Below are 15731 nucleotides of genomic sequence, written 5' to 3' on the forward strand. Positions count from 1 at the left end.
GTTGACAGCATAGTAAAAGAAAAGCCAGCATTATTGCTGGCTTTTCTTATTTAAACTCTTCAAAAACCTTTATCAGGTTTTCTTCATCATTAAACTTCCCTTTGATTTTGTTTAGGTAATTAGCAAGCTCGGGGTACTTATTTGATTTTAAGATTATGCTCTTTTTGTTGACCTTCAGACCAAGAGGTTTGCTATTTTCTTCCACTTTTTTCACATAGTATTCAACATCCCATTTATACTCATCATTGGTGGCTTTTATTATGCCATTGGATGGTTTACCCCTGTTTACTCTGCAAATATGTTTCTTTAAGAAGATCACTTTATCTGTATCTACCAGCACTTCAAAAAAACCAAAATACCCTTGTCCAAAAGAACTGCCTAAAAATTTTCTGTCATCAATGTAGAAGTACTTAATCTGTCTTTTGTTGTCAACTAGAAATTGTGTGTCATCAATTTTCGCAATTAAATCTTCGGATTCCACATGATATTTTGCTTCGGGTGCCAATAGATTTAATCCATCAACTCGCTCAATTTTCACTTCCTTCCATTCTTCAAATAGGAAAGGAGTTCCGTCGATATTTTTTTCATTTGGATTAAGGTTATAAGTGATGGTCATAGGAACACCCTGAATCTCATCCATCCGCACATAATTTCTTTGTGAGAAGCCAGAATTTATGAAGATGAGAAAGGTTAAAACGGTAAGCGCAAAAAGGTGTTTTTTATTATTCATAATAGGATATTTTGACAGCAATTCTAAGTTAGTGATTTATTAAGTAAACATCCAATCAATCCATTTCCATTACTCTTTCCACTGCATCTGTGATTTCCTGCATTTTGGTTTTGGTGTATCTACCGGAAGTTGCGTAAACAATCTTGCCCTCTGGATCTAATACATAGAAATAGGGCAAATCCTTTCCGTCAAAATTCAGTGCTTCTTTGTATTCCTTTAATGTGCCCTTATAAAACAAGACGTTAGGCTGTAATCGTTGATCTATTGTCTTTTTTAGCTTATTCATGACCTTCTTATATGCAGGTCGTTTAGCACCGGTAAACATAGGGACAAAGTAGGTGTGAACATCAAATGAGAAGTCGAAAGGACCAGGGTTTGGATTCTTATAAATAAACTGATTATAAACAGGCTCAAACCAGCCTTTCAAATAATCTTCAGCTTTCTTTGAGTACGCCAGACCGATTAGGCTGTATTTTCCTGAAATATCGGATGGGATATCGACAAATTCATTTGTTAAAGATTCTGCCTCCATCGTTGGAAATGAATTTCCTACTTGTGCAAAACTCAAACTTGATGTGAAAACAGTGAGGGTTATAAGTGTTAAAATCTTTTTCATGGGGTTACTTTTTAGTGAAATTACTACACTTAACTCTAACGGGAGAAACAGAATTCTATTAGATTTTACCTAATTTCATCCTTACATATTTTAACCTAAACAACCACACATGCGTCAAATCAGCTACTCACTACTTTTTGTTCTATTTGTTTTTAGTTCCTATGGGCAAGCACACCGAGATGCTTATCGACAGGGATTACAGGCTATTAAGTTTGAAAGCTACGAGACAGCAATTGAAAAATTTCAGGAAGCCGTTAAAATCAACCCACAATATGCGGATGCATGGTATTACCTGGGCAAAACGTATGACCACCTTAATAGATATGAGGAGACAATTATGGCGTTCAGAAATCTCGAGAGTGTTGATTCTGACTATAATATCTCCATCTATTATGATATTGCCAAGAGCTATATCGAGTTGGAAAACTTAAGAAGTGCCCGTATTTATATAAAAAGATACCTTGAGAAGGCTTCTAAGGGACCTAAATCTCAGAAACTTATTCACCTGGCGATGAATCGACTGAATTACATTGATATCAGTCAGGAGTTGAGAGAGATGCCACCCAATACATCAGAGCCGGAACCCATTGCATCTGTGAATAGTGTCTCAGGAGATTATATGCCTTCTGTAAACCCAACAGGAACAAGGCTATACTTCACTAGTGTGAGACAGGGAGGATTTGATTTTAAAGATGAGAATAGCGCAGAGCTGGATTTTGGAGAAGATATCTACTTTTCAAAATTGATTGGAGAAGAGTGGAGTACACCTGAGCTATTGCCAAAACCAATCAATTCCATGTCCAATGATTTTGGTTCAGCATTTACAGGAGATGGTCAGAATATGGTTTTTGTTCGTTGCGATGAAGATGGCGCGATCGGGAGCTGTGACTTGTATATAACTCAACTGAATGGAAGCACATGGAGTGTTCCGGTGAATATGGGAAACGTCGTTAATGATAAAGACTGGGATAGTCAGCCTACGATTAACTCTGATGGAAATAGGATCATTTTTACTTCACGAAGATCTGGCGGCTATGGTGGCTCTGATCTTTACATGGTAGAAAAAAATCATCTTGGTCTCTGGGGTGTTGCTCAAAATCTGGGAAGTATTGTAAACACACCATTGACTGAAAATAGTCCGTTTCTGGCTGCAGATGGTAAAACACTATACTTCTCATCAACCGGGCATCCAGGCATGGGTGGAGCGGATGTTTTCTATACCGTTTTTGAAAATGGTAAATGGTCTACTCCCAAAAATTTAGGAAAGCCAATCAATTCCAAAGGAAACGATACCAACTTTAGTATTTCTGCTGCGGGTAATGCCTACCTGGCATCATCAAGACTTGATGAGAATAACTTTGATATTTTCAAAGCAGAATTACCGGATGAATTGAAGCCAAAGCCAACTATTATTGTTCAGGGTATAGTTTCCAATTCAGAAGACAAAAAGCCGTTGAGTGCTTTGGTTTTGATTGAAGACCTGAATTCAGGAGAACTAATAGCAACAAACAAAAGCAATACAGAAACAGGAGAATACCTTGTAGTTCTTCCGGCAGGTAGAGACTATAGTGTTTCAGCAAATGCCGAAGGTTTCTTTTTCTACTCACAGAGCTTTGAGCTACCAAAGGATACAGCCTATGTAGAAATCACGAATGATATTGCACTTGAACCTATTCGTAAGGGAACCAAGGTGGTACTCAATAATATCTTCTTTGAGGTAGGAAAAGCAGAGCTAAAGCCCATTAGTTACGTTGAGCTAAATAAGGCGGTTACATTGATGAAGAACAACAAATCCATGAAGATAGAAGTAGGGGGACATACAGATAATGTGGGAGCAGATGCCAACAATCTGAGCTTATCCCAAAAAAGAGCTCAGTCAGTGGTAGAGTATATGGTGCTCGCAGGAATAGAGCGTGAGCGTTTGATTGCGAAAGGGTACGGAGAAACCGTGCCAATCGCTGATAACAGTACCAAGGAGGGCAGAGCGAAGAACCGTCGGACAGAGTTTGTGATTGTAGAATTTTAATCAGCAAACGGAAACCTAACCTCATGGGCATTGATTTCAATGAAATCATGCTTTTCAAGAAGAGGAGTTAAATCTGGAATCACTTCTTCCATGCGTGTGAGGAGTGATTCTTTTTGCTCCAGTCCATAAACAAATATCAGCTTTTCAGGAATCTTCCTACTTACGAATGATTTCACAAAATCATCGTCTTTGGTGACAATAATGTATCCTTTATGGATGGTCAGGCTCCTGAGCTGATCATCTTTGACACGTTGCTTTTTGTTGGATTTCATTTCATTGATGTGGTATGCATGCAATCCATGCGATCGGAAAATCACTGCTACCTGCGGAGAAATATTTTCGTCAATAATAAATTTCACTTTCAAAAAACACTTTGTCAAAGATGAAGTTACCTAACTAATCCAAATTAAACTTGTCAAGAATATGGCCTTATTAGGCAATCTCATAAAGACTGGAATAGAGCTAAATCAGAAACTAAGTTTTGATCTCAAATCAAGTGCTAAACAGCAGGAGGATCAGCTGATCTCCTTACTAAATAAGGCCAAAAGCACAGCTTTTGGCAAGTATTACGACTTCAACACTATTCTCAAATCACCGGATCCCATCAAGGAGTATCAATACAAGGTTCCCATTCATAATTACAATCAAATCCATGAGAGGTGGTGGCATCAACAGCAATCAGTGGAAGATATTACCTGGCCTGGAAAGCCACCATTCTTTGCATTGAGTAGCGGAACAACGGGTAAGTCCAGCAAACGAATCCCCATAACGGATGATTTTCTTCAGAGTATGCGAGAGGTAGGATCGTCTATGATTAGATCACTTCCTAATTATGACTTTCCTGAAACACTTTTTGAAAGTGAAATGCTGATGCTCAGTAGTAGTGCCAATCTAAGTAAGAATGAGCAAGGGCATTTGGAAGGGGAGATAAGTGGAATTAACGTAAGTAACTTTCCGGGGTGGTACGATTTTTTTTATCGTCCCGGTAAGGAAATAGCAAGCATTTCCAATTGGGATGATCGAGTGAAAAGGATCGTAGAGGAAGCTCCGGGTTGGAATATTGGAGCCATTGCCGGAATTCCTTCCTGGGTACTCTTGATGCTTCAGGAGGTTATCAAAGTCCACAACCTTGAAACAATCCATGACATCTGGCCTAATCTCACAGTATATGCCAGCGGTGGGGTAGCTTTTGAAACCTACCGAAAAGATTTTGAGAAAATTTGTAAAAAGCCGCTGACCATAATGGACACTTATTTGGCATCTGAAGGCTTCTTCTCTTATAGCACAGATCCAAAATCGATGAACATGAGACTCGCGCTTTCTCATGGCTATTTTTACGAGTTTATCCCATTTGATGAGCGGGGAGTTGATGATTTTGGACAGGTGATCGATAATCCAATGACCCTAACAATTGATGAGGTAGAAATGGATCAGGATTATGTATTGATCATTAGCACATGTGCCGGGGCATGGAGGTATATGATTGGTGATACGATCAAATTTACAAGTCTTGATCCTCCTGAAATTAAAATAAGCGGCCGGACAAAGTTTTTCTTGAATGTAGTGGGATCACAGTTATCTGAAGAAAAAATGGATGAGGCTATTCTTGCAGTTTCTGATGCGATGGGAATTACCGTAAATGAATACAGTGTTTCTGCTATAAAGGATGAAAAAGGAGCATATGTTCATCAATGGATTGTGGTCTCTGAAAATGAAATTGACGAAAAATCGTTTGCTGAGCAATTAGATGAAGCACTGAAAGATGCTAACAAAAATTACAATGTTGCTAGAAATAAGGCTTTAAAAGAAATCAGGGTAAGGGCTATAGGTAAAGATCTGTACCACGAATTTTTAGAGGCGAATAAGAAAAAAGGAGGTCAGATTAAAACACCTAAAGTGATGGGAGAAGATAGAATGAAGGAATTTCTTGACTATACCTCATGAGCAACCGGTTGTAGTGGCGACTTATCACTTGCGCACATTTCCACCTCTTCAATAGACATGTAGTATTTCCTCATCTGATTTTTATAGCCATCATCGATGAGGTCATGATCAAAAACAAATCGTTTCGTCGCAAGAATTTCTTTATGAAATCCAGCTTCGATTGCAATTTCATCTGCTCTATGTTCGACCATCTTTCTAAATCTGTCTGAAACCAGATACTTAATCCCGTACCTGATCATACCTAAGGTACTGTGCGGTGCATAGTCAACTACATGGCCCAGCTCATGCGCAAACCATCCTTTCAATACTGCTTCCGGCAATTCGGATACTTTGATGGATTCACTATCCCTTACATACCTGGCAAGCTTAATTTTGTATCGATCAGGACCTCCAAATAGCTTGGTGAGATTGATTACAGGTTGAGCCTGCATAGTGGTCCCCTTTACTTTTCGCTGCTTTAAAATAAGTTTATAGCCGTCTAAGCTATCGTATTGATTTAGCACATTTAGAAAGGTTTTTCTTATATGCTCATGTTCTACGTTTTGGAAAACTACTGTTGCCATGTTGGGTCAACAAGCAAATGGCAAATGAGTTTCGAAAAATTAAAAATCTTCCTTGAGTACGGTATAGACCTGATCTACCGGTAGGCCAACAACATTATAAAATGAGCCTTTGATCCATTCTACTCCAATCTTGCCAATCCAATCCTGAATACCGTAACTACCGGCCTTATCCAATGGAGGCTCAGCTTCTATGAAGTAGTCAATTTCCCCTTCGGTGAGCTCTCTAAACATCACTTCAGTGAGGTTGGAGAAAGAAACCTGCTTTTCACCTTTGCTGATACAAACCCCGGACATCACCTGATGGATTTTCCCTGATAGTATCTGAAGAATCTTTTTTGCCTCTTCTTTGCTTTTTGGCTTACCCAGAATTTTGTCAGTAAAAATCACTACTGTATCTGCAGTAATAATGGTGCTATCATCTCCGAATGCTTCTCTATGCGCTTTGTTTTTCTCAATAGCCAGATATTCGGCTACTTTATCGGAAGCCAGGTCCTCAGGAAAGGTTTCTTCGAAAGGGATCGTTTTCACTTCAAATTGTAACCCAATCTCTTCTAAGAGTTGCTTTCGTCTAGGGGAGTTAGAGGCCAGAATTAGGTTATTGAAATGCTTCATCAAAAAAGGAGTTGAATTCGTTTTCTTCAATAGACCCAAAGAGGAAGCCACATATAACCTTTGGGTAAAAGTATGTGCTCTTTTGAGGTAAAGTATAGCCGCTGTAACATACCTCTTTCACGGTCTCAATGGAGATGTCCTTGGTGATAATCGCACATTGTGATTCTCTTTTAGTTACAGAGGTAAGGCACTTGGTGAAGTTTCGCTCGAACGTTAGATTTTTACTTCCACGCTGATCTTTTCCTTTGATACCCAGGCATTTTTCAAAGATGAAATAATGCATCACGGTAAGATCAAGTTCCTTTATTGTGCGTGGAAATTCCCATTCAATAGTGTCGATTAATTCGGGCTTTAGACGAATTTTATAAGCTTCATCACCAATTAATAATCCAAATGCCCATTGTTTACCCAGAATTACTTCATTTACGTCAGTAGCTTCTTCAATGGGTTTAATAAAGAAGTATTTATCAATCTTTTGGAGTAAGTCTTCCTTAGAGAAGCCTTCAATGCCCTGAATAACCCGATGTGTGGGCAAAATTCGCAAGTCATCTGACTCAGTATTGGTAAAATACATCAAATGATAATTGTAGCCCTCTTTCCCTGTATGTTCAGGGTTTTTTGCCTGCGCTTTTTGGTACAACAGTGAGCCTTCATATCGATGATGACCATCAGCCAAAATGATTTGTTTATCCTCGATGATTTCCATGATACGCTTAATGATTTTCGCATCATGAATCACACTAAAAACATCTCTTACCCCTTGATAATCCTCAGTTTCATACAGTGGATCCAGCATTGCTTCATCAAGGTATCTCTCAATCTCATGGGTTGGGTCAGTATACAGCCCATGTGTCGGGCTGACGTTTAGTTGGGTTTTGTCCAGGATTTCCATTCGGTCATTCACTGAAAAAGGCATGGTATTTTCGTGTCTTAAAAGCACTTTCTCATGCCAATCATATACTCGTAAATTGGCTATAAACCCCTTTCGGATGCGTTCCTTGTCCGAACCAGGAAGAGTAAAGTATTGATAGTAGACGTAAATAGCAGGAAGGTCGTCCTGCTGAATAATTCCATCACTTTTCCACTGTTTGAGTCTTTCTGCAGCTCCATCGGCAGAATCTTCTCCACGAGGTACAGATAGATGAATGCTGTTGAGTTCTTCTTCATACAGGGCTTCCCTTTGACTTTCCGAAACAACATCAAAAAGGGGAGAAACTAACTTATCTATATCCTTAATTAAGTCAGCATTGTATCTCCAGGCCCTAAGGGGTTTTATTTCTGCCATTCAGTTCTTTTTTAGCAATGTTGATCAGGATTTCAACATTCGCTCTTTCCATTTACTTTTAGTCTGACGGTTAGATTGTGGTATCGCCTTCTTCGCTGATTTATAGGCGATTTCATTAGCTACAAGTGCAGCAACCTCAGCAACCTCCGATGTAGGCTGTTTTTTCAAGATTTCAGGGTCATAATGAGATTCCACAAACTTGGTGGTAAATGAACCATCCACAAATTCTTTATGACCAAGCACAAAATCACAAAACGGGAGAGTAGTTTTTACACCAGTAATTTGATATTCAGCTATGGCTCGTCTCATCCGATCGATTGCTTCAGTCCGATCTTTGCCATACGTAATTAGTTTGGCTATCATAGGATCGTAGTAGATTGAAACATCCTGACCCTGCTCATAGCCATCATCTACTCGAATACCAGCTCCCTGTGGCCGAATGTATGTTTTTAGCTTACCAGTATCAGGCAGGAAGTTATTCTCCGGATCTTCCGCATAGACACGTACTTCCAAACTGTGTCCATTGATTGAAAGGTCTTCCTGCTTGAAGCTAAGTTCCTTACCATTTGCGATTGCAATCTGCTCCTTCACCAGGTCAATTCCTGTTATAAGCTCTGTGACAGGGTGCTCTACCTGCAAACGAGTGTTCATCTCCAAAAAGTAGAAGTCCATGTTTTCATCAGCAATAAACTCTACTGTTCCAGCCCCAAAATAGCTACATGATTTAGCAACATTTACAGCTGCTTCACCAATTTGCTTCCTCCGCTCTTCAGTCAGTAGGGCAGAGGGCGCTTCTTCTATTACTTTCTGATGTCTTCGTTGAATACTGCACTCACGCTCGAAAAGGTGAATAATGTTACCATGCTGATCCCCAAGGATTTGTACTTCAATATGCTTAGGCGAGGAAATGAATTTCTCAATGAATACTTCATCGTTACCAAATGAGTTTCGTGCTTCACTCATAGCCCGATCCATTTGTTCTTCAAAATCTTTGGGATCATTCACAATCCGCATCCCTTTTCCACCTCCTCCGGCACTTGCTTTGATCATGACAGGATAGCCAATGTCATTGGCCACCTTTTTCGCCTTAGGCACATCATTAATCGGTTCATCCATCCCAGGGACCAATGGAACATTGAATTTCTGTACCGTCTGCTTAGATGTAAGCTTGTCACCCATGATTCGGATGGCTTCTGGAGAAGGACCGATAAATATGAGCCCTTCTTTCTCTACTCTTTCTGCGAATGAGGCATTTTCGGACAAAAATCCATAGCCTGGATGAATAGCATCAGCTCCTGTTTGCTTACAGGCATCAATGATTTTGTCTTGAACTAAATAAGATTCAGATGCAGCAGCCGGACCAATATTCACAGCTTCGTCTGCATATGAAGCATGTGGAAGCAGTTTATCTGCATCACTGTAGACAGCTACCGTCTTGATTCCCAGCTCTTTGGCTGATCTCATGACTCGAATGGCGATTTCGCCTCTGTTGGCGACTAATATTTTCTTTATAGACATAATTTCAATCGTTAGCGCAAGTTTATTGAAAAGGCGACACTCATTATATGCACATTCCTACTAAATTTGCAACTTGTTTGAAAAAAGGAGAACACAAGTAAATGGATTTATTTGAGAAATTACTCAGTGACAAGGGAGCGTTAGGCCAGTATTCGTATTTGGATCAGGATGTAAACTATTACTTCTTTCCAAAACTAGAAGGTGAAATACAGCCTAGAATGAAATTCAAGGGGAAAGAGGTTCTGGCCTGGAGTTTAAACAACTACCTGGGACTAGCCAATCACCCTGAAGTACGAAAAGCTGACACTGAAGCCACTGAGAAGTGGGGACTGGGCTATCCGATGGGTGCCCGAATGATGACTGGAAATTCTGATTATCATGACCAATTGGAGCAGGAGCTTGCGGATCACGTAAGCAAACCTACCGGGATGTTACTAAACTACGGTTACCAGGGTATTATGTCCGTAATCGATGCTTTAGTAGACAGAAAAGATGTTGTTGTTTATGATGCTGAGTGCCACGCATGTATCATTGATGCGTTGAGAATGCACATTGGGAAACGATACGTTTTTCCTCACAATGACATTGAAAGTTGCGAAACGCAGCTAAAAAGAGCTACTAAACTTGCTAACGAGCAAGGTGGTGGTGTGCTCTTGATTACTGAAGGAGTCTTTGGTATGAGTGGAAACACCGGAAAACTTGATGAGATTGTCAAACTAAAAGAAAACTATGAGTTTAAGCTTTTGGTGGATGACGCACATGGTTTCGGTACGATGGGTGAAACTGGAGCAGGAACTGGTGAGCATCTTGGATGCCAGGACGGAATAGATATCTATTTCTCCACGTTTGCTAAGTCTATGGCCAGCATCGGTGCTTTCATAGCAGGACCTACAGACATCATTAATCACTTAAGATATAAAGTAAGATCTCAGATTTATGCTAAGTCACTTCCAATGCCATTGGTAGTGGGAGGATTGAAGCGATTGGAAATGCTAAGAACCATGCCGGAGCTGAGAGAAAAGCTTTGGACGATCGTAAATGCAATCCAAAATGGGTTCAAAGAGCGTGGATTTAACATTGGATCAACAAATTCTCCGGTAACACCTGTAGTGCTCAAAGGAGACGTTATGGAAGGCTGCAATATGGTAGTAGACCTTAGAGAAAACTATCACATTTTCTGTTCAATGGTTGTTTATCCTGTAGTACCTAAAGGTACTGTTATTCTGAGGATTATACCTACAGCCATGCACACCATGGATGACGTTAAACAGACCCTGGATGCATTTGATGAAATCAAGGAAAAGTTGGATAGTGGGGTCTACAAAGAAGCAGGTGTGGAAGGAGCATTGGTAGCGAAATCTTAAAATTAACCCTGAGAAAGCTGGATATTAACGATTTTGGGCTATATTGCCTCAACTTTAAAATTTATCGATAACCTTAATTACCTTATAACATGAAAAGATTTGAACAACTAAAGTCAATGGTTGAATCTCTAGAAGCAGATTTCGAAAAGTTCTACGATAAAAACAACAATGCCGCTGGTACGAGAGTTAGAAAAGGTATGCAAGATATGAAGAACCTTGCTCAAGAAATCAGACTAGAAGTTCAAGACATTAAGAACAAAGGATAATCGATTTTTGATCGAACCGATAAAGAAATTAGGGAGCCATTTGGCTCCCTTTTTTTATGCGTTAGGTTTTGTTTGTTTAGCGATATAATACATAGATCCGTGATGATGGTTTTTGTTCATTTCCCACCCATTTACTTTTAGTTTTTAATCAGGGTAATCGAGTAAAACTTGAACAGGACAATATAAAGACTTACGCTTCTGTGACGGGTAATTTTGATTCAAACGAGAATGGCTTTGAAAAGCTAACACTTGAACTAGATGTTCCTGAAGATGGCTACATTTATGCATATATTGTAAATGAAAGCGATAAAGTCATTCACTGGGATGATTTCACATTTTCAGTCATGGGAACCAGAGCCATTAGAAAAACAGATTACTATCCCTTTGGCGCTGTAGCGAAAGTGTGGAACAACCCCGATCAGACCCAACAAGAGACTTACAGGTTTGGATATCAGGGAGCTTACTCCGAAGCTGACTCTACGACTGGTTGGAATGCGTTTGAGTTGAGGATGTATGACCCGCTGATTGGGAGGTGGCTGCAGGTGGATCCGATGAGGCAGCATTCTAGTCCATATTTAGCTATGGGAAATAATCCTATGAAAAGAGTTGATCCAGATGGAGGAATGGATGGAGGTTGTTGTAAGCCATTGAAGACAGTAATTGCGCCTTTTGATCGTACTGTAGCTAATGCAGAATCAGGTTGGGTATGGGAGCTTGGTGATGATCAAAGTCAATTTTATATTGATGGTGAAGGAATGTATGGTGGGTATTTGTGGAACTATGATGACTATTTCTCACAAAATAACACGAGTGGTATGGTGGATCAAAAGGGAGGTATCGTGTTTCTAACAGATGGAGATTTAGGTGGAAGTGGAATTGGGGCTGTGGCAAATTTCGCAAGCTCAGTTGTTGATATTTCTACTGGAGGGTTGCCTGGGAGAACTCCTGGAAATGGATTAAAAGGGTTTATGGAACACCTAAGTGATTTAGTTAATGCAGCGAACTTATTGGGCGATGGACCTGGTCAACTTAAAGACGAGGTGATTTTAACACTAAATGCTCCACCAATGCCAGAAAGAAAGGAATGGATAAGCACTGATACAATACCTGGTCCGGAACATTTAAATCTGGCAGATGGTAACTTTTATAAAGTTGATACAATTAAAGAGAATTATTCAAATGGTAGCCAGAATATTTATATACGCAACTTACAGTATGGTATTCATTATCATAAAAAATAGTTTATGAGAACAATTCAAATTATTTTAATTATTAGCTTATTTTTTGGATGCAGCAATTCTAAAGATGAAAATATTCATAATGAAATCGTCGAGAAAGTAAGCTCTGACCTATTTCGTTATAGACTTGATTCTCTTAAAAAATACTCAAGCGAAGAATTCATCTTAGAAAAAGAGGGCAGAGTATACAATTACAATGATGGATTTTATACGATAGAAGAAGGTCTCTCCAATTATAAAAAGATGGAGACTCAATTTGATTCAATACAGTACGTAGATGATGGGGTTGGAGGAAGCATAAAGGTCATGTATACTTTATCTAATTGGATTATGGAATGTTTCGGCAATCAGAAACTGTTAAGAATCGACACTTATTATTTATTGGATAAAGAAATAGTCAAAATAGAACAATCAGTTTTAAATAGAGAAATTGTTGATTCTGTGTCTATCTCAAATCAAAGAAATTTTTTTAGTTGGGCACAGTCAAAAGGCTTAGATGATCTTTACTTGGATGATGGGACTTTAGATCAAGACAATTTCTTTTCCTACTTAAGAAAATATTGTGATCAAAAGAATGAGGAGTCTGCTTTTATTGATTAGCTCCCCCTAACTAAGCGTAGTTTATAAAAATAAGAACACTAAGCATAGCTTGTAGCTATGCTTTTTTTATTTTGTTGCTTCCAACTAAGCGTAGTAGCACCCCCTCAGAGTCACCCCAACTAAGCGTAGTTTATAAAAACAAGAACACTAAGCATAGCTTGTAGCTATGCTTTTTTTATTTTGTTGCTTTCATAGCAACATAAAACATTGTAAACATAACAATACCAGAGCCATGTCTGACAGCTATCAAATCAAAGATCAGGAAGGTACGTATTTTCTAACCTGTCAGGTGGTTGGGTGGGTAGACGTATTTAGTCGTCAAGTTTATCGGGACATAATCATTGACAGTTTGAAGTATTGCATTAAAGAGAAAGAGTTGATTGTATATGCCTATGTGATAATGACTAATCATGTGCATTTAATAGTACGATCAAATTCGGGAAGACTTTCAGATACAATTCGAGATTTTAAGCGATTCACATCAAATCAAATAATGAAGAGCATAGATGAAAATGGAGCAGAGAGCAGAAAGGATTGGATGAATATTGTTTTTGAGTATCATGCCAAGTTCAACAAGCGAGTGAAGGATAAACAATTCTGGACGCATGAGAATCATGCAGTTGAATTGAGTAGTAATGACATGCTTGATAGTAAGTTGCATTATATCCATGAAAATCCGGTAAGAGCCGGTTGGGTGGAAAATGCGGAAGACTATTTGTATAGTAGCGCAAGGAATTATGCAGGATTGAATAATCTATTGGATATAGAAATGATATGAAAGCGTAGGTACAACCTACGCTTAGGTAGGTTTGAAAATTCGGAAGGTGTTCCAATCATGCTTCATAAACCGCATCCAAGCGGAATAATGAAGCGTTATCAAATGAAACAAGTGAAAGAAATATTAGACTTATGAAAAACCTAGAATACAAAGGATACACTGGAAGTATTGAGTACAGTCCAGAGGATAGTTTGCTTTTTGGAAAGGTGCTTGGAATACAAGGACTGATCTCTTATGAAGGAGAAACAGGAAGTGATTTAGAAAAAGATTTTCATGAAGCGGTTGACACTTACTTAGCTGATTGTGACGCTAATGGGGTTAAACCTGAGAAACCATTTAAAGGAAGTTTTAATGTCAGGGTTTCACCATCACTTCATCAAAAGGCTGCTTTACTAGCTAAAGAGGCAAAAGTGTCACTGAATAATTTTGTTGCAGAAGCCATCCGATTAAGGGTTCAGAAATCATAAAAAGTTTAGATTTCTTCGCCTCTCTGTTTAAGGAGCAACATTGAAGTTTTTTAACCATAAATCTGTATTTTTCTGTTGTATTTAGTCACCACCAATTATTGCAGATTGCTGGATTTGTAATAATTGTAGCCAACACGTAAATGAAGAAAATTGCTAGTGTTTCTGCCGCTCTGTGTTTACTTCTGGTTATCCAATCGAATGCTCAGAATGATACGACCATAATTGAGCTTACCGGATACATTGACACCTACTATGCATCCTATAGCAATAAGCTGGCAACTGGCGAGATGCAACCATACATCACTGTAGCACCAAGAGACAACCAGTTTGGGCTAAATATTGCAGAAATTGGAGCTACCTACAATACAGGGGAGGTGAGGGGCACCTTCGTGATACAGTATGGTGATATTGCTGAAGCGACCTGGTCAGAGCGGTTTAAAACCATACAGGAAGCTTGGGTTGGAGTGGAAATAACAGAGGGTGTCTGGCTCGATGGCGGCTTTTTCACCACTCATATTGGAGCAGAAAGCTTTCTGCCGAAAAATAATTATTTAAGCTCAACGGATATTGGGACTTACAACGAGCCATTCTACCAAAGCGGAGCACGGGTCTCTTATGAGCGTTCGGAAAAGTTCGATGCTCAATTTCACCTTGTAAGTGGTTACAACCTCTTTCTTGATAATAATGATGCTAAATCAGTTGGGATGCTATTCTCCTATAAATTCAACGAAGATATCTCCTTAGCATATACCAACCTTTATGGTAGAGAATCTCCGGAAGATTCCGATAAACAAAATCGATTTTATCACAATATTTATCTTACCTGGGACCCGAATGATAAGGTGTCGACAATCATAGGGGGAGATATGAGTACCCAGACCAATTCCAAGTTGAATGAACCCACTGAAACGGCTGTTATGTTCAATGCAGTAGCTATCGCCAGGTATCGATTTACAGATCGTTATAGTACAACAGGTCGTTTAGAGTTTTTCAACGATAAAGATGGCTTTATTTCAGGCGTACTTGTCAATCAGGACGGGGAGAGGCAAGGACTCAAAGCTTCTGCCTTTACTCTAGGACTAGAATATGCTCCTACACGTCAATCTTACCTCAGAGCGGAAACCAGGTGGACCTGGGCAGACAAAGACCTGTTAATATTCAATAAAGGTGGAAATGCTTCCAACACACGAACAGAGTTTGTTATCAATATGGGGTTCTATTTTGATAAGAGGTTGAAGTAGCTTGAATGTATGTCTACAATTGGAAATTAATTGATAAGTTCCTGATAAAGCTCAAAGGCACTTCGCTCAACCCAACACGCACTCAATAGGTCACCGCGTACCTGCCAAATGGCAATCCCAGTAAAGCTCACATGCTCTCCATCACCGGGTATCCCGAAAATACCATTGTTTTTACCAGAGCAAATCCACCTTGAAACAATCATGTCGTTCTTATGGTTGGTGAAAATGTCTTGACTTATGGTAGCCGCATTAGTGAGTTTGGTTTGAAAGTCAGCAACCCAGGCTTTAAAGTTTTCTCTTCCTTTGATGATTTTACCACCAGTAGTAATGACGTAATCTTCGGTCATCAATTCATCTATGGCGTCCAGATCATGTTCGGTCCCCCAAACCCTGCTGAGAAACTCAAGCACCAGTTTTTCAGCTATGTTTTGAGATTGTGCTGATGTGTTCATTTGCATTTTGTCGTGCAATGAAACACACCAC

The 15731-nt window shown here is 39.3% G+C and carries 17 protein-coding genes; 9 read left to right on the plus strand and 8 right to left on the minus strand.

All coding sequences use genetic code 11. From position 1 onward, the window contains the following. Positions 1-46: 46 nt before the first annotated feature. Positions 47-730 carry a hypothetical protein gene (locus tag CHB71_RS04165; RefSeq protein WP_089355646.1) on the minus strand — a complete coding sequence of 228 codons (684 nt, stop codon included), beginning with the start codon at positions 728-730 and terminating at the stop codon, positions 47-49. Positions 731-785: 55 nt separating this feature from the next. Beyond that, entirely contained in the window at positions 786-1346 is a 561-nt protein-coding gene (locus tag CHB71_RS04170; RefSeq protein ID WP_089355647.1) for a hypothetical protein, read from the minus strand. Between the two features lie 109 nt (positions 1347-1455). On the opposite strand from CHB71_RS04170, the gene CHB71_RS04175 reads away from it, so the two are divergent. Further along, entirely contained in the window at positions 1456-3372 is a 1917-nt protein-coding gene (locus tag CHB71_RS04175; RefSeq protein WP_089355648.1) for an OmpA family protein, read from the plus strand. On the opposite strand, the gene CHB71_RS04180 is transcribed toward CHB71_RS04175, so the two are convergent. Next, entirely contained in the window at positions 3369-3731 is a 363-nt protein-coding gene (locus tag CHB71_RS04180) for a DUF5615 family PIN-like protein (protein ID WP_089355649.1), read from the minus strand. The two genes, CHB71_RS04175 and CHB71_RS04180, sit on opposite strands and share 4 nt — an antisense overlap. 64 nt (positions 3732-3795) lie before the next feature. Here CHB71_RS04180 and CHB71_RS04185 point away from each other — a divergent pair, with 64 nt between their 5' ends. After that, positions 3796-5316: a GH3 family domain-containing protein gene (locus CHB71_RS04185; protein WP_089355650.1), complete on the plus strand. Its 1521-nt coding sequence runs from the start codon at positions 3796-3798 to the stop codon at positions 5314-5316. On the opposite strand, the gene CHB71_RS04190 is transcribed toward CHB71_RS04185, so the two are convergent. The 4 genes from CHB71_RS04190 to accC are packed head-to-tail and all read right to left on the minus strand — an operon-like array spanning position 5304 to position 9294. Further along, positions 5304-5879, minus strand: a complete 576-nt coding sequence (locus CHB71_RS04190; RefSeq protein ID WP_089355651.1) for a M48 family metalloprotease — start codon at positions 5877-5879, stop codon at positions 5304-5306. The two genes, CHB71_RS04185 and CHB71_RS04190, sit on opposite strands and share 13 nt — an antisense overlap. Positions 5880-5918: 39 nt before the next feature. Then, positions 5919-6491 (minus strand): Maf family nucleotide pyrophosphatase, encoded by a 573-nt coding sequence (locus CHB71_RS04195; protein ID WP_089355652.1) that lies wholly within the window; start codon positions 6489-6491, stop codon positions 5919-5921. Then, positions 6475-7776 (minus strand): DUF1015 domain-containing protein, encoded by a 1302-nt coding sequence (locus CHB71_RS04200; RefSeq protein WP_089355653.1) that lies wholly within the window; start codon positions 7774-7776, stop codon positions 6475-6477. The genes CHB71_RS04195 and CHB71_RS04200 overlap by 17 nt, the downstream gene beginning before the upstream one ends. A gap of 24 nt (positions 7777-7800) precedes the next feature. Then, complete coding sequence (gene accC / locus CHB71_RS04205; RefSeq protein WP_407918762.1) at positions 7801-9294, minus strand: acetyl-CoA carboxylase biotin carboxylase subunit; 1494 nt, start codon at positions 9292-9294, stop codon at positions 7801-7803. A 101-nt stretch (positions 9295-9395) separates the two neighbouring features. Between accC and CHB71_RS04210 the strand changes: the two genes are divergently transcribed. The 7 genes from CHB71_RS04210 (at position 9396) to CHB71_RS04245 (ending at position 15248) form a co-directional block, all read left to right on the plus strand. After that, complete coding sequence (locus CHB71_RS04210) at positions 9396-10658, plus strand: aminotransferase class I/II-fold pyridoxal phosphate-dependent enzyme (protein ID WP_089355655.1); 1263 nt, start codon at positions 9396-9398, stop codon at positions 10656-10658. Positions 10659-10747: 89 nt separating this feature from the next. Continuing rightward, on the plus strand, positions 10748-10924 hold the full coding sequence (locus CHB71_RS04215; protein WP_089355656.1) for a histone H1: 177 nt from the start codon (positions 10748-10750) through the stop codon (positions 10922-10924). A 200-nt stretch (positions 10925-11124) separates the two neighbouring features. Beyond that, positions 11125-12165: an RHS repeat-associated core domain-containing protein gene (locus CHB71_RS04220; RefSeq protein ID WP_089355657.1), complete on the plus strand. Its 1041-nt coding sequence runs from the start codon at positions 11125-11127 to the stop codon at positions 12163-12165. A gap of 3 nt (positions 12166-12168) precedes the next feature. Continuing rightward, complete coding sequence (locus CHB71_RS04225; RefSeq protein WP_089355658.1) at positions 12169-12762, plus strand: hypothetical protein; 594 nt, start codon at positions 12169-12171, stop codon at positions 12760-12762. Between the two features lie 232 nt (positions 12763-12994). Beyond that, complete coding sequence (locus CHB71_RS04230; RefSeq protein WP_089355659.1) at positions 12995-13540, plus strand: REP-associated tyrosine transposase; 546 nt, start codon at positions 12995-12997, stop codon at positions 13538-13540. A gap of 131 nt (positions 13541-13671) precedes the next feature. Then, entirely contained in the window at positions 13672-14007 is a 336-nt protein-coding gene (locus tag CHB71_RS04240) for a type II toxin-antitoxin system HicB family antitoxin (RefSeq protein WP_089355660.1), read from the plus strand. A 140-nt stretch (positions 14008-14147) separates the two neighbouring features. Next, positions 14148-15248 carry an outer membrane beta-barrel protein gene (locus tag CHB71_RS04245; protein ID WP_089355661.1) on the plus strand — a complete coding sequence of 367 codons (1101 nt, stop codon included), beginning with the start codon at positions 14148-14150 and terminating at the stop codon, positions 15246-15248. A 26-nt stretch (positions 15249-15274) separates the two neighbouring features. Here the strand turns inward: CHB71_RS04245 and CHB71_RS04250 are convergent, their stop codons facing one another. After that, entirely contained in the window at positions 15275-15700 is a 426-nt protein-coding gene (locus CHB71_RS04250; protein WP_179213302.1) for an ester cyclase, read from the minus strand. Positions 15701-15731 lie beyond the last annotated feature (31 nt).

It is taken from the genome of Ekhidna lutea (assembly GCF_900188325.1).
Taxonomy (GTDB): domain Bacteria; phylum Bacteroidota; class Bacteroidia; order Cytophagales; family Cyclobacteriaceae; genus Ekhidna; species Ekhidna lutea.

What these genes read in the sequence shown, in the direction of transcription:
- CHB71_RS04165 (WP_089355646.1), bottom strand. Translation starts at nt 730, where the DNA reads ATGAATAATAAAAAACACCTTTTTGCGCTTACCGTTTTAACCTTTCTC.
- CHB71_RS04170 (WP_089355647.1), bottom strand. Translation starts at nt 1,346, where the DNA reads ATGAAAAAGATTTTAACACTTATAACCCTCACTGTTTTCACATCAAGT.
- CHB71_RS04175 (WP_089355648.1), top strand. Translation starts at nt 1,456, where the DNA reads ATGCGTCAAATCAGCTACTCACTACTTTTTGTTCTATTTGTTTTTAGT.
- CHB71_RS04185 (WP_089355650.1), top strand. Translation starts at nt 3,796, where the DNA reads ATGGCCTTATTAGGCAATCTCATAAAGACTGGAATAGAGCTAAATCAG.
- CHB71_RS04190 (WP_089355651.1), bottom strand. Translation starts at nt 5,879, where the DNA reads ATGGCAACAGTAGTTTTCCAAAACGTAGAACATGAGCATATAAGAAAA.
- CHB71_RS04195 (WP_089355652.1), bottom strand. Translation starts at nt 6,491, where the DNA reads ATGAAGCATTTCAATAACCTAATTCTGGCCTCTAACTCCCCTAGACGA.
- CHB71_RS04200 (WP_089355653.1), bottom strand. Translation starts at nt 7,776, where the DNA reads ATGGCAGAAATAAAACCCCTTAGGGCCTGGAGATACAATGCTGACTTA.
- accC (WP_407918762.1), bottom strand. Translation starts at nt 9,294, where the DNA reads ATGTCTATAAAGAAAATATTAGTCGCCAACAGAGGCGAAATCGCCATT.
- CHB71_RS04210 (WP_089355655.1), top strand. Translation starts at nt 9,396, where the DNA reads ATGGATTTATTTGAGAAATTACTCAGTGACAAGGGAGCGTTAGGCCAG.
- CHB71_RS04215 (WP_089355656.1), top strand. Translation starts at nt 10,748, where the DNA reads ATGAAAAGATTTGAACAACTAAAGTCAATGGTTGAATCTCTAGAAGCA.
- CHB71_RS04225 (WP_089355658.1), top strand. Translation starts at nt 12,169, where the DNA reads ATGAGAACAATTCAAATTATTTTAATTATTAGCTTATTTTTTGGATGC.
- CHB71_RS04230 (WP_089355659.1), top strand. Translation starts at nt 12,995, where the DNA reads ATGTCTGACAGCTATCAAATCAAAGATCAGGAAGGTACGTATTTTCTA.
- CHB71_RS04240 (WP_089355660.1), top strand. Translation starts at nt 13,672, where the DNA reads ATGAAAAACCTAGAATACAAAGGATACACTGGAAGTATTGAGTACAGT.
- CHB71_RS04245 (WP_089355661.1), top strand. Translation starts at nt 14,148, where the DNA reads ATGAAGAAAATTGCTAGTGTTTCTGCCGCTCTGTGTTTACTTCTGGTT.
- CHB71_RS04250 (WP_179213302.1), bottom strand. Translation starts at nt 15,700, where the DNA reads ATGAACACATCAGCACAATCTCAAAACATAGCTGAAAAACTGGTGCTT.